Origin of the sequence: Kineosporia babensis (genome assembly GCF_021129305.1) — a bacterium.
Lineage (GTDB): Bacteria > Actinomycetota > Actinomycetes > Actinomycetales > Kineosporiaceae > Kineosporia > Kineosporia babensis.
Window position 1 is genome coordinate 77,455 of record NZ_JAJOMB010000026.1, and the last position, 18,881, is coordinate 96,335.

17 protein-coding genes are annotated in these 18,881 nt (G+C 68.1%); 11 read left to right on the top strand and 6 right to left on the bottom strand.

The features are described from left to right. Window positions 1-12: 12 nt before the first annotated feature. The gene (locus LR394_RS34555; RefSeq protein ID WP_231448864.1) at window positions 13-891 is read right to left on the bottom strand and encodes a pentapeptide repeat-containing protein; all 879 of its coding nucleotides are present in this window, start codon (window positions 889-891) and stop codon (window positions 13-15) included. A gap of 64 nt (window positions 892-955) precedes the next feature. Beyond that, window positions 956-1,957, bottom strand: a complete 1,002-nt coding sequence (locus LR394_RS34560; RefSeq protein WP_231448865.1) for an agmatine deiminase family protein — start codon at window positions 1,955-1,957, stop codon at window positions 956-958. A 75-nt stretch (window positions 1,958-2,032) separates the two neighbouring features. Between LR394_RS34560 and ureA the strand changes: the two genes are divergently transcribed. The 6 genes from ureA to LR394_RS34590 all read left to right on the top strand — a co-directional run bounded on the left by ureA (window position 2,033) and on the right by LR394_RS34590 (window position 8,042). Beyond that, window positions 2,033-2,719, top strand: a complete 687-nt coding sequence (gene ureA / locus LR394_RS34565) for an urease subunit gamma (RefSeq protein WP_231448867.1) — start codon at window positions 2,033-2,035, stop codon at window positions 2,717-2,719. After that, window positions 2,716-4,374: an urease subunit alpha gene (locus LR394_RS34570; protein WP_231448868.1), complete on the top strand. Its 1,659-nt coding sequence runs from the start codon at window positions 2,716-2,718 to the stop codon at window positions 4,372-4,374. Before ureA ends, LR394_RS34570 begins: the two co-directional genes overlap by 4 nt. A 111-nt stretch (window positions 4,375-4,485) precedes the next feature. After that, window positions 4,486-5,406, top strand: a complete 921-nt coding sequence (locus LR394_RS34575; RefSeq protein ID WP_231448869.1) for an ABC transporter ATP-binding protein — start codon at window positions 4,486-4,488, stop codon at window positions 5,404-5,406. Beyond that, window positions 5,403-6,158 carry an ABC transporter permease gene (locus LR394_RS34580; RefSeq protein WP_231448871.1) on the top strand — a complete coding sequence of 252 codons (756 nt, stop codon included), beginning with the start codon at window positions 5,403-5,405 and terminating at the stop codon, window positions 6,156-6,158. The genes LR394_RS34575 and LR394_RS34580 overlap by 4 nt, the downstream gene beginning before the upstream one ends. Window positions 6,159-6,181: 23 nt before the next feature. After that, complete coding sequence (locus LR394_RS34585; protein ID WP_231448872.1) at window positions 6,182-7,414, top strand: sensor histidine kinase; 1,233 nt, start codon at window positions 6,182-6,184, stop codon at window positions 7,412-7,414. Then, window positions 7,407-8,042: a response regulator gene (locus tag LR394_RS34590; RefSeq protein WP_231448873.1), complete on the top strand. Its 636-nt coding sequence runs from the start codon at window positions 7,407-7,409 to the stop codon at window positions 8,040-8,042. The genes LR394_RS34585 and LR394_RS34590 overlap by 8 nt, the downstream gene beginning before the upstream one ends. Window positions 8,043-8,101: 59 nt before the next feature. On the opposite strand, the gene deoC is transcribed toward LR394_RS34590, so the two are convergent. Together deoC and LR394_RS34600 are read right to left on the bottom strand one after the other, a co-directional pair. Beyond that, window positions 8,102-8,776 carry a deoxyribose-phosphate aldolase gene (deoC, locus tag LR394_RS34595; RefSeq protein WP_231448874.1) on the bottom strand — a complete coding sequence of 225 codons (675 nt, stop codon included), beginning with the start codon at window positions 8,774-8,776 and terminating at the stop codon, window positions 8,102-8,104. Window positions 8,777-8,790: 14 nt separating this feature from the next. Beyond that, window positions 8,791-9,648 carry a helix-turn-helix domain-containing protein gene (locus LR394_RS34600; protein WP_231448876.1) on the bottom strand — a complete coding sequence of 286 codons (858 nt, stop codon included), beginning with the start codon at window positions 9,646-9,648 and terminating at the stop codon, window positions 8,791-8,793. A gap of 123 nt (window positions 9,649-9,771) precedes the next feature. Between LR394_RS34600 and LR394_RS34605 the strand changes: the two genes are divergently transcribed. Next, window positions 9,772-10,746 carry an SDR family NAD(P)-dependent oxidoreductase gene (locus LR394_RS34605; RefSeq protein WP_231448877.1) on the top strand — a complete coding sequence of 325 codons (975 nt, stop codon included), beginning with the start codon at window positions 9,772-9,774 and terminating at the stop codon, window positions 10,744-10,746. A 55-nt stretch (window positions 10,747-10,801) separates the two neighbouring features. Here LR394_RS34605 and LR394_RS34610 read toward each other — a convergent pair whose 3' ends face one another. Together LR394_RS34610 and LR394_RS34615 are read right to left on the bottom strand one after the other, a co-directional pair. Then, window positions 10,802-11,920, bottom strand: a complete 1,119-nt coding sequence (locus tag LR394_RS34610; protein ID WP_231448878.1) for an FAD-dependent oxidoreductase — start codon at window positions 11,918-11,920, stop codon at window positions 10,802-10,804. Next, the gene (locus LR394_RS34615) at window positions 11,917-12,366 is read right to left on the bottom strand and encodes a HutD/Ves family protein (RefSeq protein ID WP_231448880.1); all 450 of its coding nucleotides are present in this window, start codon (window positions 12,364-12,366) and stop codon (window positions 11,917-11,919) included. Before LR394_RS34615 ends, LR394_RS34610 begins: the two co-directional genes overlap by 4 nt. Before the next feature lie 177 nt (window positions 12,367-12,543). Here LR394_RS34615 and LR394_RS34620 point away from each other — a divergent pair, with 177 nt between their 5' ends. The 4 genes from LR394_RS34620 to LR394_RS34635 all read left to right on the top strand — a co-directional run bounded on the left by LR394_RS34620 (window position 12,544) and on the right by LR394_RS34635 (window position 18,720). Beyond that, window positions 12,544-15,918, top strand: a complete 3,375-nt coding sequence (locus LR394_RS34620) for a pyruvate carboxylase (RefSeq protein WP_231448881.1) — start codon at window positions 12,544-12,546, stop codon at window positions 15,916-15,918. 152 nt (window positions 15,919-16,070) lie between these two features. After that, window positions 16,071-16,382 (top strand): type VII secretion target, encoded by a 312-nt coding sequence (locus tag LR394_RS34625; protein WP_231448882.1) that lies wholly within the window; start codon window positions 16,071-16,073, stop codon window positions 16,380-16,382. Next, window positions 16,379-18,181, top strand: coding sequence for an alpha/beta hydrolase (locus tag LR394_RS43420; protein ID WP_231448883.1), 1,803 nt, complete (start codon window positions 16,379-16,381; stop codon window positions 18,179-18,181). The genes LR394_RS34625 and LR394_RS43420 overlap by 4 nt, the downstream gene beginning before the upstream one ends. Beyond that, window positions 18,178-18,720: an LppA family lipoprotein gene (locus LR394_RS34635; RefSeq protein WP_231448884.1), complete on the top strand. Its 543-nt coding sequence runs from the start codon at window positions 18,178-18,180 to the stop codon at window positions 18,718-18,720. Before LR394_RS43420 ends, LR394_RS34635 begins: the two co-directional genes overlap by 4 nt. Window positions 18,721-18,881 lie beyond the last annotated feature (161 nt).

Below are 18,881 nucleotides of genomic sequence, written 5' to 3' on the forward strand. Positions count from 1 at the left end.
AACCACAACGCCTCAGCGCATCACATAGCGCTTCATCACCTTGAAGGTGCCGTCCGGCTGCGGCATCGAGGCGTCCTGCACGGCCAGCTCGTGGTGGTAGTCCCAGCGGGTGCGCAGGTCCCAGATCGCCCCGGTGAGCTCGACCTCGTAGGCCAGGACGCCGCCGAGGTCGGTGCCGCACAGGTTGGCGCCGGCGAAGTTCACCGACGAGAGCTTGGCGTCGCGCAGATCGGCCCCGCTCAGGTCGGCCCTTTCCAGGCGCACGTAGCCGGTCCGGCCCGAACGACCCATCATCACCTCGCGCATCCGCGCCTCACGCAGATCGGCGCCGGTCAGGTCGGTACCGCCGAACGTGGCGCCGGTCAGGTCGGCCTGGCTCAGGCGCACCTCGGCCAGGTTGGTCTCGGTCATGTGGGCCCCGGCCAGGCTGGCATGCTCCAGGTCGGCGCTGGCCACCGTGGCCTTCTTGAGGTCGGCGCCGCCGAGGCGGACCCGGGTGAGCCGGGCCCCGCGCAGGTTGGTGCTGCGGACCGCGGCGTCGCCGAGGTCGGCCTGATCCAGGTCGGCGCCCTGCAGGTCGGCGTTGCACAGGTCGGCCCCGTGCAGGTGCCCCTCGTGCAGGTCGGCTCCGCTCAGGTGGGCGCCCTTGAGGATGGCCCAGGTCAGGACGGTGTCGTGCAGGGTTGCGCTGGTCAGGTCGACCCCGGCCAGGTTCGCCCCCTCCAGGTTGGCGCCGGTCAGGTTGGCGCCCTGCAGATCGGTGCCGCGCAGGTCCGTGCCCTGCAGGATGCAGCGGCTCAGGTCGGCGCCGTGCAGCTGGTAGTCCTTCAGCCGGGTGTTCCTCAGGTCCCGGCCGGCCAGATCTTCTTCGCCCAGGCTGTTCACTGACATGGCATCCAGCGTCGGTCAGGGTTGGGGACCGGGCCAGTCGAAGCCCCGCTCGGCGCAATGAACTTCAGGTCGGCTGCTGCTGGGTGATGCAGTGGATCCCGCCGCCGAAGGCGAAAATGTCCCGTGCGTCCACCGACACCACGCTCCGGCCCGGATATGCTTGTTCAAGAACGGCTCTGGCCGCTTCATCGTTCGGATCGTCGAAGGAGCAGGCGATCACGGCGGAATTGGCCACATAGTGGTTCACGTACGAGTGGTCGACGAGTTCCCCGTCCACCTCGCTCTGCCGGGGCGCAACCAGTTCCACGACCTCGAGACGCCGGCCACGAGCGTCCTGCGCTTGGTTGAGGATTTCCAGAACCTCTTGACTCACAGCATGATCCGGATGGCCGGGATCGGGCTGGGTGTGCACCAGAACGGCGCCGGAACTGGTGAACGCCGCCACGATGTCCACGTGCCCACGGGTGCCGAACTCGCCGTAGTCGGCGGTCAGACCGCGGGGCAGCCAGATCGCCTGGCTGGTTCCGAGTTGGGCGTGGATCTCGGTTTCTACCTGAAGACGCGTCCAGCCCGGATTGCGGTCCGGGTCCAGTTGCACGGTCTCGGTCAGCAGGACGGTGCCATGGCCGTCCACCTGGAACGCGCCGCCCTCCTGGGTGAGTGCTGACGGGCTGAGCGGGGTGCTGGTCAGTTCGGCCACTTTCGCGGCAACCTGAGCGTCCTTCTCCCAGCGGGCCCAGGACTGTGCTCCCCAGCCGTTGAAGCGCCAGTCCACGGCCTGGTTGCTGACAAAGGTCGGGCCGGAGTCGCGCAGCCAGGCGTCGTCCAGCGGCACCTGGGCGATGTCGGTGTCCAGCAGCGCGCGGGCCTCGGCGTGGTCGCGCGGATCGACCAGGACGGTCACCGGCTCGAACCGGGCCACGGTGTTGGCCACCCGACTCCAGGCCCGGCGCGCCCGTTGCAGATCCGCGCCCTCGCCGAAGGTGGGATTGGCGGTCGGGAAGGCCATCCAGGTGCGCTGGTGAGGCTCCCACTCGGCCGGCATCCGGCGAGTTCCCTCGGTCATCACCCCTCCTCACAGGCTGCGGGACTCGTCACGATAACCGACAAAGTGCCGCAGGGATCGGCTAATCTCCGCGCCATGCGTCTGACGCCGAGCGAACGCGATCGACTACTGATCTTCACCGCGGCGGAACTGGCCCGGGCGCGGCGGGCGCGTGGACTGCGGCTGAACGTTCCCGAGGCCACCGCGCTGATCGCGGACACGGTCTGCGAGGCGGCGCGGGACGGGGCCCGGTTGGCCGATGCGATGGCGGCGGGCCGTTCGGTGCTCGGGACCGAGGATGTTCTGCCCGGCGTGGCCGACGTGGTGGGGCAGGTGGAGGTGGAAGCCGGGTTCGAGGACGGGACCCGGCTGATCGTGGTCACCGACCCCTTTCAGGGCGGCTCGCTCGGGACGGACGCTCCCGGGGCAGTGCTTCCGGGTTCGGCTGAGCAGGTGGTTTCTCAAGAGCAACGGACGCTTTCGGTCACCAACACGGCGACGGTCCCGATCAGCGTCACTTCGCATTTTCACTTCTTCGAGGTCAACCCGCGGCTGCAGTTCGACCGGCGCCAGGCCTACGGGCGGCGCCTGGCGATCGATGCCGGCAGTACCGTGCGCTTTGCCCCGGGGCAGACGCTCGAGGTTGTGCTGACCCCGATCGGTGGTGCACGCATCGTCATCGGCTTCTCCGGTCTGGTCGACGGGCCGCTCGATGCGCCGGGTGCGTTGGAAGCTGCGCTGGAGAAAGCACGGGAGTGCGGATTTCTGGGGGCTGGAGAATGAGTTACGCGGCAACCTACGGGCCCACTGCAGGTGACCGGATCCGGCTCGGCGACACCGGTCTGGTGGTCGAGGTGGAGAGCGATTCCCAGCTTGTGGGTGAGGAGTTCCTGGCCGGCTTCGCCAAGACCGCCCGCGACGGAATGCATCTCAAGGCCGCCCGGGTTAGGGACACCTGCGACGTGGTGATCTCGAACGTGGTGGTGATCGATGCGGTGCTCGGCATTCGCAAGGTCTCGATCGGGATTCGCGAGGGCCGGATCAGCGCGATCGGCCGGGCCGGGAACCCCGACACGCTCGATGCGGTGGATGTGGTGGTCGGTACCGGCACCACCATCGTCCCCGGTGAAGGGCTGATCGCCACGGCCGGAGCGATCGACACCCACGTGCATCTGCTCAGCCCGCGCATCATGGAGGCCTCGCTGGCCTCCGGCGTCACCACGATCATCGGGCAGGAGTTCGGGCCGGTCTGGGGTGTCGGGGTGAACTCGCCCTGGGCGTTGCGCCACGCCTTCAACGCTTTCGACGCCTGGCCGGTGAACATCGGCTTTCTCGGCCGGGGTTCGGCCTCGGATCCGGGCTCGTCGGTGGAGGCGCTGGTCGAGGGTGGCGCGTGCGGTTTCAAGGTGCACGAGGACATGGGGGCGCACGCCCGGGCGCTGGACACGGCGCTGACCGTGGCCGAGGAGTACGACGTCCAGGTGGCTCTGCACACCGACGGGATCAACGAATCGCTCTCGGTGGAAGACACTTTGGCGGTTCTCGACGGTCGCACGATTCATGCCTTCCACATCGAGGGCTGCGGCGGCGGGCACGTGCCCAACGTGCTGCGGATGGCCGGCGAGCCCAACGTGATCGGCTCCTCGACCAATCCCACCCTGCCGTTCGGCCGCGATGCCGTGGCCGAGCACTACCACATGATCTTCGCCGCGCACGGTCTGAAGGAGGACATCCCGGGTGACGCCGTGCTGGCCCGCGACCGGATTCGCGCGGGCACGATGGGCGCCGAGGATGTGCTGCACGATCTGGGCATCATCCCGATCACCTCGTCCGATGCGCAGGGCATGGGGCGGGCCGGGGAAACGGTGCGGCGGACCTTCGCGATGGCCGGGAAGATGAAGGCTTCCTTGGGTTCTGCTCTTGCGCACGACAATGACCGCGCGCTGCGTTACATCGCCAAGCTGACGGTGAATCCGGCTCTTGCGCACGGGTTGTCGCACGAAGTGGGCACGCTGGAGGTCGGCAAGCTGGCCGATGTCGTGCTCTGGCAGCCGGCGTATTTCGGGGCCAAGCCGGAACTCGTTCTGAAGTCCGGGTTCCCGGCCTACGGAGTGACCGGTGACCCGAACGCGGCGATCGACCGGGCTCAGCCTCTGGTGTACGGGCCACAGTTCGGCGGGCACGGGGCTACGGCGGCCGACCTTTCGGTGGCGTTCACCTCGCAGGCAGCGGCCGAGCAGGGCAACGACTCGATGACGACGCGGCGCCGGCGGGTGGGAGTGCGTGACACCCGGGGTATCGGGTTGTCATCGATGCGGCTGAATGCGCGGCTGGCCGAGGTCCGGGTATCACCGAGCGGCTTGGTAACAGTGGACGGGGCGGTGGTCTCCTCGGAGCCGGCCGAGCGGGTGTCGCTGAACCGGCTCTACTTCCTGTGACCGGGCCTCCCGCTCGCGTGGGGCCGCCGGCCGGAGCCGCTGGCCGATCGGCTGGCGGCGGGTAGCGGATCGGTTGATCACAGCGGGGCCCGGCTTGGCCAGACTCGTCCTATGGCGATCATCGAGGTGCGCGGGTTGCGCAAGACGTACGGCGATGTGGTGGCGGTGGACCACATCGACCTGGACGTGGGGGAAGGCGAGATCTTCGGCATTCTCGGTCCGAACGGGGCCGGTAAGACCACCACGGTGGAGAGCATTGCCGGGCTGACCAGGCCCACGGCCGGTACGGTCAGCGTGGCCGGGATCGACCCCTACCTGGACCGGGTTGCGGCCACCAGCATGATCGGCGTGCAGCTGCAGCAGGCCGGACTGCAGGGCAAGCTCACCGTCAAGGAGGCGCTGGAGCTGTTCGCGTCCTTCTACGACGACCCGGCCGACGGGCTGGAACTGGCCGAACAGCTCGGGCTCGGCGACAAACGCGACGCCTACTACTCGGCCTTGTCGGGCGGTCAGCAACAACGTCTGGCCATTGCCCTGGCCCTGGTCGGCCGTCCGAGGGTGGCCCTGCTGGACGAGCTCACCACCGGCCTCGACCCGGCCTCGCGCCGCAACGTCTGGAAGCTGGTCGAGGCGGCCCGCGACCAGGGCACCACGATCGTCCTGGTCAGTCACCTGATGCCGGAGGTGCAGCGGCTGTGCGACCGGATCGCGCTGATCGACCGGGGGCGGGTGGCGGCGCTGGACACCCCGGCCGGGCTGGTCGCCAGTTCGAGTGCGCCCACGGTGATGTCGTTCACCCCCGACGCCCCGGTCGACCTGGAGCGGTTGCGGGCGCTGGAAGGAGTGGCCGAGGTTCGTCAGCGAGCCGAGCGGCTGGAAGTGGTCGCTGACGACGCCGCCGTGCTGGCCGTCCTCGATCTGCTCTCCCGATCCGATGTGCGCCCGGAAAAGTTGCGGGTCACCCAGTCCACCCTCGACGAGGCCTATCTGAGCCTGGTCGCCGGTTCCGAGAACGAGGAGGCCCCAGCATGACCGCCAAGACCAGCAACCCGGCCTGGGCCGTGCTGCGCACCGAGTTCCGGCTGTTCCTGCGCGAGCCCGGGGCGCTGTTCTGGGTGATGGCCTTCCCGCCGATCCTGTTCGTGATCCTGGGCCTGATCCCGGCTTTCCGGGAGCCGGCGCAGGAGCTGGGCGGGGCCCGGGTGATCGACCTCTACGCACCGATCGCGATCCTGCTGAGCGCCATCATGGCCTCGGTGCAGGCAATGCCGACGGTGCTGTCCGCCTATCGCGAGCAACGGGTGCTGCGCCGGTACGCCACCACGCCGGCCAAGTCCTGGCATCTGCTCACCGCCCAGTTCGTGCTGCATGCCGGGGCGATCGCGGTGGGTACGGCGCTGGTGCTGGTCATCGGCCGGCTGGCCTTCGACGTCAAGCTGCCCGGTGCACTCGTGCCCTACCTGCTGCTGCTCGTTCTGGCGGTGTGCTCGGCGTTGACCATCGGTGGGCTGATCTCGGCGCTGTCGCGCAGTTCGAAGGCCACGGCGGCGGTGGGCAGCGCGGTGTTCATCGCGCTGATGTTCACCTCGGGGGTCTGGTTCCCGGTGCAGACCATGCCCGGCATCATGGGAACGATCGTGGAGTCGACCCCGCTGGGGGCGGCGGCCCGGGGAATGGACCAGGCGGCGCTGGGCGATTGGCCGGACCTGCGGCTGATCCTCGTGCTGCTGGCCTGGACGGTGGGCCTGGGTGCGCTGGCCACCCGGTACTTCAAGTGGCAGTAGGCGCGAACTGTGGAGAGACGGGAATGCCGTTAGGGCCGGATGCCAGGGTGCTGCGCCGGGGGCCTTACGTTCTGCTGGCCCTGGCGGTGGCCCTGAGCGCGCTGTCCACCGGCCTGCTGCAGGCGCAGGAAGGCCTGCCGTACCTGCTGGGGATCAGTCTGGTGCTCGGGGTGCTGCACTTCGTCTGCGCGGACCGGCGCTGGCACACCGCCGAGCTGAACGATGCGGTGGGCCGGTGGTATCTGGTGGTGCGGACCGCTCTGGCCTTCGTCGGCACGGTGCTCAACCCCTTTTACGCGGTCTTCGCCACGGTCGGGTACTTCGATCAGCATCTGTACGTGCCGCGGCGCTGGGGAGCCCTGGCGCTGACCACTACCGCGGTGAGCATGGCCGGCTCGCAGTCGGGTGGCTTCCCCCCGCAGAGCGCGGTGCAGTGGGGCGCCTTCATCGGTCTGTTCGCCCTGAACACCGGTCTGGCCACGATGTTCTCGAGAATCGCGGCCAAGGAGGAACTGGTCGCGGCCGAACGGGTGGACACGATCGCGGCCCTGGAGCGGACCAACCAGGCTCTTCAGGAGGCGATGGCCGAGAATGCCCGGCTGCACGAGCAACTGGTGGATCAGGCCCGGGAGGCCGGGGTCCGGGACGAGCGGGAGCGGCTGGCCCTGGAGATCCACGACACGATCGCGCAGAGCCTGATCGGGGTGGTCACCCAACTGCAGGCAGCGCAGGACGCGGCCGACCCGCAGGTGGCCGATACCCATCGGGGCCGGGCCGCGCGGATGGCCCGGGAGGCGCTGGGCGAGGCGCGGCGCTCGGTGCAGGGTCTGCGCCCGGCCCAGCTGGACGAGGCGCAGCTGAACACGGCGCTGGAACAGCTGGTTCGGGGCTGGTCGCAGGACACCGGGATCTCCGGGGAGCTGACCATCACCGGGGCCGCCCAGCAGCAGCGGGCCGAGGTCGAGGCGACGGTACTTCGGGTGGCCCAGGAGTCGCTGGCGAACGTGGCCAAACATGCGCAGGCGGGACGGGTGGGGGTTACGTTGTCGTACACCGACGACGAGCTGGTGCTGGACATCAGGGACGACGGCGTCGGGTTCGATCCGTCAGCAGCGGTGACGCCGTTGGTGGGTGGGGTCGGGCTGGACGGGATGCGGCAACGGGCCAAGAAGCTGGCGGGCCGGCTGGTGGTCGAGTCGGAAAAGGGCGGCGGGACAGCGATCTCGCTCTGGGTTCCGGTGCTCCGCCGTGGCTGAGCAGGTAATCCGGATCCTGATCGTGGACGACCATCCGGTGGTGCGTAACGGCATCAGCGGAATGTGCGCCTCGGTAGAAGATTTCACGGTGGTGGGTGAGGCGGGTGACGGGCCGGAGGCGGTCCGGCTGACGCTCTCGCTCGATCCGGACGTGGTGCTGATGGATCTGCGGATGCCCGGGGGAGGGGGTGCCGAGGCGATCGCCACCCTGACCCGGCGCGGTTCCCAGGCCCGGGTGCTGGTCCTGACCACGTACGAGACCGACCGCGACATCATGGCCGCGCTGGATGCCGGAGCCACCGGCTACCTGCTCAAGGATGCCCGTCCGGAAGAGCTGTTCACCGCGATCCGGGCCGCGGCCGCCGGTGAGTCGGTGTTGTCGCCGGCGGTGGCCACGCGGGTGATCTCCCGCGTGCGCTCGTCCGGCGCCGAGGCCCTGAGCCAGCGCGAGGTCGAGGTGCTCACCTTGGTTGCCCGGGGCCGGACCAACCGTGAGATAGCCCGGGCCCTGTTCGTCAGCGAGGCCACGGTGAAGACCCACCTGGGGCACGTGTTCGACAAACTCGGGGTGAAGGATCGGGCCTCGGCGGTGGCCACGGCCTACGAGCGCGGGGTGCTCGGAACCTGATCAGCTCCGGAGACCGGGATCGACCGCGCCCGCCCCGGGCCGGCGCGGTCGATCGGAGATCAGTAGCTGCCGGTGGCCGCGGTGCCCTCGAGCACTGCGCGGGCCGAGGAGACCCCGAGCCGGGAGGCGCCGGCGGCGATCATCGCCTCGGCGTCGGCCGTGGTGCGGATTCCGCCGGAGGCCTTGATCTTCACGTCCTGGCCGATCGCGGCCTTCATCACCTCGACCGCGTGCACGGTGGCCCCGCCGGTCGGGTGGAAGCCGGTGGAGGTCTTGACGAAGTCGGCCCCGGCCCGGGTGGCGGCCTGGCACACGGCGGTGAGCTGCTCGTCGGTCAGCGCGGCGGACTCGACGATCACCTTGAGCAGGTTCGGGGCCGGCACCGCGGCGCGGACCGCGGCGATCTCGGCCTCGGTGGTGGCGAAGTCCCCGGCCACCGCGGCGCCGACGTTGATCACCATGTCGATCTCGTTCGCGCCCTCGGCCACCGACACGGCCGCCTCCGCCGCCTTGACCTCGGCCTTCACCGCACCGCTGGGGAATCCGCAGACGGTGACCACCGCCAGCTCCGACCCGGCCGCCGCCTCCTTGGCCACGGTCACCAGCGTCGGGGACACGCAGACGCCGAACACGCTCAGTTCGCGCGCGTCGGCCACGAGCTTGCGCACGTCGTCGGGGGTGGATTCGGGCTTCAGCAGGGTCTGGTCGATGTAGCTGGCGAGGTTCTCGGTCATGAGGAGAACCCTACTCAGCGTTGCATCACGGCGCTCCAGCTGGCCAGGAGCTTCAGCCCGTCCTCGGCGGAACTGCCCGGCTCGGCGGTGTACATCAGCAGGGTCTGCCCCGGGTCGGAGTCCAGCGTGGTGCTCTCGAAGGCCAGCTCCAGCTCACCCACCAGCGGATGCAGCAGCCGGGTCACGCCGCTGCTGTGCACGCACACGTCGTGGCGGGCCCAGCGCTCGCGAAATTCGGCACTGGCGGAGGACAACTCGGACACCAGACCGGTGCGGGCCGCATCACAGGGACGAGCCCCGGCCGCGGTCAGCAACCGGTTCACCGTGTCGTCGGCCACCGTGTCCCAGTCCGCCCAGAAGGTGCGGGCCGCCGGATCCAGAAAGGTGAACCGGGCCAGGTTGGTTCCGGTCATCGCCTCGAACAGCGCCTTGCCCAGAGCATTCGAGCCCAGCACGTTCAGCCGTCCGTCGTGCACCAGCGCCGGCGTGGTGGTCATCGAGTCGAGGATGCGCTGCACCGGAGCCCGGAGCTGAGCCGGGGGAGCGGCCGGTGCACAGACCGCAGTGGTGCCCGCGCGCAGCAGACCGAGCAGATGAGCGTGCTCCGCAGCACTGAGCTGAAGCGCCCGGCCGATCCCGTCCAGCACCGCATCGGACACGTTGCTCGCGTCACCCCGTTCGAGCCGGATGTAGTACTCCACGCTGATCCCGGCCAGCGCGGCCACCTCTTCACGACGCAGCCCTTGCACCCGACGCCGGCCACCGGTCACCGGTAGCCCGGCCTGCAGCGGAGTCAGACGAGCCCGCCGGGTGGACAGAAACTCCCGAACCCGGCGCCGCAGCTCGGTCTGGACCGCTGGAGGACTTCCCATGGGCTCGACGATAGGCGCAGCAGCGGCGGCTCAGACAGTCACCCGCAGTACCCCGATAGCAGAAACTGTTCCACTCGGTGCGCTCGCGATGTGCTCGGTGCAGCCCCAAGAGAGGAAAGCCTGATGAGCACACAGCAGAACAAGATCGGTTCCGGATTCGGCCCGAGGAGCACAGCCGCGGAGGTCCTGGACGGAGTCGACCTGAACGGCAGGACGGCCCTGGTCACCGGCGGATACTCGGGGATCGGGCTGGCCACCACGCGGGCGCTGGTGAACGCCGGCGCGCGGGTGATCGTCCCGGCCCGCCGCCCGGAGATCGCCCGCAAGGCTCTTCCCGAGGTGGAGGTGGAGCATCTGGATCTGGCCGATCTCACCAGCGTGGCCGACTTCGCCGAGCGCTTCCTGGCCACCCGCCGCAATCTGGACATCCTGATCAACTCGGCCGGCATCATGGCCCCACCGCTGCAGCGCGTGGGCCCAGGCTGGGAATCCCAGTTCGCCACCAACCACCTCGGTCACTTCGCCCTGGTCAACCGGCTCTGGCCGGCTCTTCGGGAAGCAACGGACGCCCGGGTCGTCTCGGTCTCGTCACTGGGCCACCGCTTCGGCACGATCCGCTGGGACGACCTGCACTTCGACGCCGCCGACTACGACAAGTGGGCCGCCTACGGCCAGGCCAAGACCGCCAACGTGCTGTTCGCCGTGCACCTGAATGCCCTCGCGGCCGACCAGGGAGTGGAGGCGTTCGCCGTGCATCCGGGCACCATCGACACCCACCTGCAGCGCCACCTGCCGCAGGAGGAGATGGTGGCGAAGGGCTGGATGAAGCCCGACGGCAGCTACACCGATGCGGATGCGATGAAGTCGCCCGAGCAGGGCGCCGCCACTGCGCTCTGGGCCGCCACTTCGCCGCAGTTGCGGGGGCACGGTGGCGTCTACCTCGAAGACGTCGACATTGCCGAGATCACGCCAGAATCTGCGCTTTTCGACGGTTCGGTGCCGGGCGTCGCCGCTCATGCCGTCGATCTCCGGGCCGCTGAGCGGCTTTGGGCGCTCTCGGCTGAGCTGACCGGTGTGAACGCGTTCGAAAAGCCCTGAGAAGAATGAAGGACGCGGTGGTCACCTAGGCGGCTACCGCGTCCTTCATTGATGGTCAGTTCAAAACTCTGAATTCGCGCGGCATCTCAGCGGTGCCCAGGACGACGTCGGCGGCCAGTTCGCCCAGCACCGGAGCGAACTTAGCGCCGTGGCCGGAACAAGCGGAGAGCACGGTGACGCCGTCCATGCCGTCGATCACGAAGTCCTCGGTGGGCGTGTTGGTGAACAGACAGGTGGTCTCGGCGTAGGGCTCGGGCTCCAGGCCGGGTAGGTAGCGGCGCACGTAGTCGACCACCCGCCGGCGGTTGGCCGGGTCGATCACGCCGGTCTTCCCGGACGCGGACGAGATCACCTTTCCGGCGTTGTACTCGGCGACCTTCTGCCCACGGAATCCGGCGTCACGACCACCCGGCAAGGCGTACACGCAGATGTCCGAGCGCTTGTGGATGAGCGTGGGCCAGACGTCTTCCGGCGAGCGGTACGGGAAGTGGAAGGCGTTCTCCTCGCGCACCTCCAGATCGGGGAATGCCTTCACGAAGGCCGAAGGCAGGTCGAGTCGGCCCAGCAGCTCGGGCAACCAGCCACCCGCGCTCACCACCACCCGCCCGGCCTCCACCGCGCGTCCATCATCGGCAACCGCGCGGAAGCCTTTGCTGGTGCGCTCCAGTCGCTGCACCGGCCAGCCGGTCAGCACCCGCGCCCCGAGCGCCTGTGCCGCGGAAACCATGGCCCGCACGGTGTTCTCCGCATCCAGCACCCCGCCGCCCGGGTGGAACAGCACGTCGGAGTCGAACGTGATCTGAGGCCAGCGCTGCTGGGCGGCCTCGGGGCTCAGCAGTTCGTGCTCGACCTCAAGCTTGGCCAGAACCTCGGCCAGTCCGTGCGGGTCGCGTTCGGCGCCGAAGTCCAGGGCGCCGGTCGGCGTGATCAGTGGGGAGCCGTGCAGCTCGGACAGTTCGGCCCAGCCCGCCTCCGAGTCTTTCACCAGCGAGACGTACAGCTCCTGCGGGTAGGGGAAACGGAAGATCCGGGCTGAGCCGTGCGAACTGCCGTGCTCGGTGGCCGGGACGTGCCGCTCGAGAAGGGTGACGTCCATCCCGCGGGCCGCCAGCCGCCAGGCCGCCGAGGCCCCGGCCAGTCCGCCGCCGACCACCAGAACCGAACCGGAACTCATGCAATCTCCTCTACCACGACGAAGCGCCCTTCCTCAGCCGAGGCCGAGTTGTCCACATCCAGATAGCCGTCCAAGGTGCGCAGGCTGACCAAAGCCAGGCCCGACGTCCATTGATCGATCCGGACCCGCGCCCGCAACGGCCTGCGCGCCATGACGTTCACGGCCTTCACCTCGCCCTCGGGAACCGCCGAGACCAGGTCTTCCCCAGTGAATCGCAGCATTTCGCCCGCTTCGAGCAGATGAACGTGCCCGTTGACCGTGAGCTCGATGACTCCCTGGGCCACCACGAACACCCGGTCCAGGCCGTCGAACTTCGAGAACTCGCCCGCGGCCTCGATGGTGGCCACGCTCAGGCGCCAGCGCTCGTCGCGGAAAAGCTCCCGCGTGACACCACCGTCGTTGCGCCACCTCTGCTCGGCCGCCTCGGCGTATCGCACTGTCTGCACGCGTTCTCCCTGACCGCCATGTCTCACTACAGGCAACTAGTTCCACCACCAGTGGACGACTCGAATGTTTCCCACGGGTTGCCGCGTGACTCACACCACGCAACTGGGCCGCTACCGGGCCGGACGCCGACCTATCCTGCCCTTCGACGCATCCCGAACTGAGCCAGGAGATCGCCCGTGTTCTCGAAAATTCTGGTGGCGAACCGTGGCGAGATCGCCGTTCGCGCCTTCCGCGCTGCCTACGAGGTCGGGGCCCGCACGGTGGCGGTGTTCCCGTACGAGGACCGCTGGAGCGAGCACCGGCTCAAGGCCGACGAGTCGTACGAGATCGGCGAGCGCGGCCATCCGGTGCGGGCGTACCTGGATCCGGAGGCCATCGTTGCCACCGCGGTGCGGGCGGGCGCCGATGCGATCTACCCCGGCTACGGATTCCTGTCCGAGAATCCGGCGCTGGCCGAGGCCTGTGCCCGGGCCGGCATCACGTTCATCGGTCCGGGCTCCGACGTTCTGGAACTGACCGGCAACAAGGCCCGCGCGATTGCTGCGGCCCGGGCCGCGGGCGTCCCCACTTTGGCCAGCATCCCGCCGTCGAGGAACCCCGACGAGCTTGTGGACGCGGCTGCGCACCTTGCGTATCCGTTGTTCGTCAAGGCGGTGGCCGGCGGTGGTGGACGCGGTATGCGGCGGGTGGACCGTCCGGAAGACCTGCGTGAGGCCGTCGAGACCTGCATGCGCGAGGCCGACGGGGCGTTCGGGGATCCGACGGTGTTCATCGAGCAGGCGGTGGTGGATCCGCGGCACATCGAGGTGCAGATCCTGGCCGACGGTGAAGGCAATGTGATTCACCTGTTCGAGCGGGACTGCTCGGTGCAGCGCCGGCATCAGAAGGTGATCGAGATCGCCCCGGCGCCGAACCTCGACCCGCAGTTGCGCGAGCGGATCTGCGCCGACGCGGTGCGTTTCGCCAAGGAGATCGGTTACCGCAACGCCGGCACGGTGGAGTTTCTGCTGGCGCCGGACGGCAGTTACGTGTTCATCGAGATGAACCCACGGATCCAGGTCGAGCACACGGTCACCGAAGAGATCACGGACGTGGACCTGGTCCAGTCCCAGCTGCGGATCGCCTCCGGCGAAACCCTGGCCGATCTGGGGCTTTCACAGGAGAACGTGGCGATCCGCGGGGCGGCGCTGCAGTGCCGGATCACCACCGAGGACCCGGCCAACAACTTCCGGCCGGACACGGGGGTGATCACCACCTACCGCTCGCCCGGTGGTGGCGGGGTGCGGCTCGACGGTGGTACGGCCTACACCGGGGCCGAGGTCAATGCCCACTTCGACTCGATGCTGGCCAAGCTGACCTGTCGCGGGCGCACGTTCGAGAAGGCGGTGGAGAAGGCCCGGCGGGCGGTGGCCGAGTTCCGGATCCGCGGTGTCTCCACGAACATCCCCTTCCTGCAGGCGGTTCTGGACGACCCGGACTTCTCGGCGGGCCGGGTGACCACGGCCTTCATCGAGACCCACCCGCAGCTGCTGCAGGCGCGCGGCTCGGGGGACCGGGGCAGCAAGCTGCTGACCTACCTGGCCGGGGTGACGGTGAACCAGCCGCACGGGGCTGCGCCGGTCACCATCGACCCCTCGGTGAAACTGCCTGCCCTTGGGGAGGAACCGGCGAAGCCGGGAACCCGGCAACTGCTGCAGGCCAAGGGCCCGGAGGCGTTCGCCCGGGCGCTGCGCGAGCAGAACCGCGTTGCGGTGACCGACACCACGTTCCGCGACGCGCACCAGTCGCTGCTGGCCACCCGCGTCCGTACCCGTGATCTGCTGGCCGTTGCCCCGCACGTCTCCCGCACTACGCCGCAGCTGTGGTCGATCGAGGCGTGGGGTGGCGCGACGTACGACGTGGCGCTGCGCTTCCTGGCCGAGGACCCGTGGGAACGCCTGGCCGCGCTCCGCGAGGCGGTGCCGAACATCGCGCTGCAGATGCTGCTGCGCGGGCGGAACACGGTGGGCTACACGCCATATCCGACCAAGGTGACGGATGCGTTCGTGGCCGAGGCGGCGGCGACCGGGATCGACGTGTTCCGGATCTTCGATGCGCTGAACGACGTGGAGCAGATGCGCCCAGCGATCGAGGCCGTGCGGGCGACCGGGACGACCGTGGCCGAGGTGGCGCTCTGCTACACCGGCGACCTGTCCGATCCGGCCGAAAAGCTCTACACGCTGGACTATTACCTGCGACTGGCGGCGCGCATCGTGGAGGCCGGGGCGCACGTGCTGTGCATCAAGGACATGGCCGGGCTGCTCCGTGCGCCCGCTGCTTCCCGGTTGGTGACGGCGTTGCGCTCGGAGTTCGACCTGCCGGTGCACCTGCACACCCACGACACGGCCGGTGGGCAGCTCGCCACGCTGACTGCGGCGATCGCGGCCGGGGTGGACGCGGTTGATGCGGCCAGTGCCTCGATGGCCGGAACCACCTCCCAGCCGCCGCTTTCGGCCCTGGTCGCAGCAACCGACTTCAGCGAGCGGGACACCGGCCTGTCGCTGGCCGCGGTGAACGCGCTGGAGCCGTACTGGGAGGCGGTGCGCCGGGTCTACGCGCCGTTCGAGTCCGGGCTGAGCTCGCCGACCGGCCGGGTGTACCGCCACGAGATTCCCGGCGGTCAGCTGTCCAACCTGCGCCAGCAGGCCATCGCGCTGGGGCTGGGCGAGAAGTTCGAGCAGATCGAGAACATGTACGCCGCCGCGAACGACATCCTCGGCAACGTACCCAAGGTGACCCCGTCGTCCAAAGTTATTGGTGATCTGGCTCTTTCCCTGGTGGCGGCGGGCGCCGACCCGGAGGGCTTCGCCGAGCACCCGGGCTCGTTCGACATCCCCGACTCGGTGATCGGCTTCCTCAACGGCGAGCTGGGCGACCCGCCCGGCGGCTGGCCGTCGCCGTTCCGGGAGAAGGCCCTCGAAGGCCGGACCTGGAAGGCGCCGGCCGAGGAACTGACCCCCGAGCAAACTCTGAAGCTGGCCGAAAACCCCCGCCAGGCCCTGAACGAGCTGCTCTTCCCCGGCCCCACGAAGATTTTCGCCGAGAACCGTTCCACCTACGGCGACACCTCGGCCCTGCCCACCCTGGACTACCTCTACGGCCTGCGCCGCGGCGAGGAGCACGTGGTGGAGCTGGACGAGGGCAAGACGCTGATCATGGGCCTGCAGTCGATCAGCGAACCCGACGAGCGCGGCTTCCGCACGGTGATGGCCCGGCTGAACGGCCAGATGCGCCCGATCAGCGTGCGCGACACCCGGATCGCCGCCGAGATCCCGACCGCGGAGAAGGCCGACCCGGCGGTGGCCGGGCACGTGGCGGCGCCGTTCCAGGGCGTGGTGACGGTGGTGGTGGCCCCGGGCGACAAGGTCTCGGCCGGCGACACGGTGGCCACGATCGAGGCGATGAAGATGGAGGCCTCGATCACGGCTCCGGTGGAGGGCGTGGTGCAGCGGGTGGCCTTGTCCGGGGTGCAGGGCGTGGACGGCGGAGACCTGGTGCTGGTGCTCAACTGACGAGCTGAAACAACCACAGAACCGAAGACACCGGCCCCCGGTGGTGAGGTCGGCGGAATAGTCCCTATTGCCCTTTGGGGCGAAAAGGCCGATCTGGATACCGATCACAGGCTCTGTTAGCCTCCGGAACCGATTGCGGTAAGGAGACAGGCATGGCTGGGAAGGTCCGAGTCGATCCCGATGAGTTGCGCAAGTGCGACAAAAAGGCGGATCTGGTGGTGGAGCAACTGGCTCCCCTCAATCCTGGTGACCATCTCGCCGCCGCAGCCAAGGGGATTCCCGGCCAGGACAGTGTCACGCTGCTGAAGAACGTCGGATCTCTCTGGGAGTCGCAGTTACGTAGTCTGTGTGAGCGGGTGAGCCGCTACGGCGAGAGTCTGCACACGGCTGCCAGAGAGTACGAGAGCAGCGATGAGGCGGGGGCTTCTGGCTACCGCACGATCGCCCCCAGCGGGCTGCGGTGAGCGCCGACTGGGCCGATGTCCAGCTGTGGAAACCAGCCGAGTTGCAGTTTGCGGTCAAGAACCTGCAGAAGGTCGAGGACAGCATTGTCGAACTCGGTAGCGATCTGGTCGGGGCCAAGCCGAAGAGCTGGTCGGGCACTGCGGCGGCTGCGGCGCTGAGCGAATGGTCGTCGATCAACGAGTCGCTGGAAGACCGACTGACCGAGATCGCCGCCGTTCGCCGCGGACTGAGCGAAGCTTTTGACGCGGCAACCGGAATCGTCAATCTGCGGGACCAGGCGATCGCCTTCGCGGAGGGCAACGAACTGGTGATCGTCGACAACATGGTCCTGGACACGCGGGTGGAGGGTCTGCTGCCCAGGGTGCACGCGAGCGTCATGAACCATGCGGAACGGCGGCAACTTCAGGACAAGTGCGCGGCGATGGTCGAGGAAGTAGTGCGCCGGGCCGGGTACATGGACCAAGACTTGGTGAACCTGCTCAATACGGGGGTGCTGGCCGGTGAGTTGGCGCAGCTGGACTCGCCCAGTCTGCGCGCGGCCCGGAGGCTGGGGGCGAGCGAGGGAGAGTCCGGCATCTACGCACCCCCGACCGGCGATGGGACTCCGGATCAGAACGCGGCCTACTGGAACGCACTCGCGCCGGGCGAGCAGGCTGAAGTGATCGAGAAGCATCCCGAATGGATCGCTAATCGCGACGGAATTCCGTACGCCGCGAGAGATCAGGCCAATCGTGCGCTGCTTCCGCAGTATCTGGATGAATGGAAGCGGAAGCTGCGGCAGGCCCAGGAAGAACGCGATGCGCTTGCTGGGAAATATTTCAACGGTGTGGAGATCTCCCCGGAGGGGCAGGAGGAGTACCGTCGGCTGAATGCTGAGATCGAGCAGGCAAGGGAGCGGGTGGATTCACTTGGTAGCGTCGCCGAGATGGCGCAACGGCCGAACCGGATGATTCTCGGGCTGGATCTCAGCGAGAAGCGGACGCAGTCCATCGTTTCGGTGGGTAATCCTGACACTGCAACACACGTGGGCGTTTTCACGCCAGGTCTCACCTCGAACGTTGTGGGGATGAAAAACTATGACACCCAGATGGACCAACTGCGGGCGGTTTCCGGTGAAGCCTTGTTCCGTCATGGTGACGCCGCCGGCATTGAGCAAGGAGTTGAACAGGTGGCCACGATCACCTGGATGAATTACCAGAGTCCGCAGCTCACGTTGGACTCGGTGGGCGATCTGGACGGTGATTCGGTTCTTGAGACAAACAGTGCGCAGGCGGGTGGCGATCGACTGGCCCGGTTCCATCAGGGCCTTCAGTCCGCGCGCGACGACGGCGTGAATGTGACTGCGCTGGGGCATTCTTATGGATCGACCACCACCGGGTATGCCTTACAGCAGACCACCGGTGTCGACCGGGTGGCCTTCTACGGATCACCGGGATTGAGCGTTGATGATGTCGAGGATCTCAAGGTGCGTAGCGGGAACGTTTTCTATGCCGAAGCAGACGGTGACGGGATTGGGGATCTGGCCAAGTTCGGTAAGGACCCTTCAGAAATGCCTGGAATCACTTATCTGAGCACGGACAAGGCCACGGTCAACGGGGAAGAGTTATCCGGGGTCCGGCTTCACTCCGACTATATGCTCGAAGAATCAACGATTCAGTACAACCTGGGCGTGCTGGTGGCTGGTTATCCGGAGGACGCCATCACCGGTAGGAGTAATCTCCCGCTCGGTGAGGCCTATCGGGCCCGGCCGGATCTGGGCCGGATGGTGGAAAAGCCTTTCGGGGTGTTCGGGAGATGAGCCGTGTGGGCGCAGTGAAACTTTTTGGTGCGGCGTTGGTGATGCTGGTGTTGACCGGTGCTCTGGCGGGATGTGGAGGATCTGTTCTGGGTACATCACTTGACGAGGCTCGCGAGGAACTGCAGGCGCGCCCGTCCTTCGAGCAGGCGGAGAAGGATTACCGGGCGCTGCTGAAGGAGGTTCAAGACGCGGTCTCCGAGTTGGCGCCGAACGTCCGGTGGAATTCCGACGAGATCACCCAGATCGGGCTGAGTTTCTGTAGCCGGCCTTATGCGGATGTCAAGGGCGCTGAGTCTGCGATTTATACCGCCGGGAACGGTGGTGTTGGTGCCCCCTCGGACGAGGTCTGGCCTGAGGTAAAGGCCAAGGTGAGTGCCATCGCCGAGCAGTACGGTTTTACCGTGGGCGGTTCACTGAAGGACGAGCCCGGCAACGCCATGCTGGTGCTCCGCGACAGTACCGGTGCGTCGCTCAAACTCGGGTTCGTCGAGAACACCACACTGTCGGTGTACGGTTCGTGCGCTCTGCACGAGAACTAACTGTCGGCCTGCCCGGCGAAGGCAGCGCAGTGCCGCAGGTCCGGAACTGGTGAGAGCGCTGTCGACCGGTGGGCGTAGGCCCGGTTGACTGCCGGGTACGGAGGGCTTCAGGGCGCTGCGGGGGATGCCGATGCAGGGCGCGTCCTGTCCCCTCGGTGGAA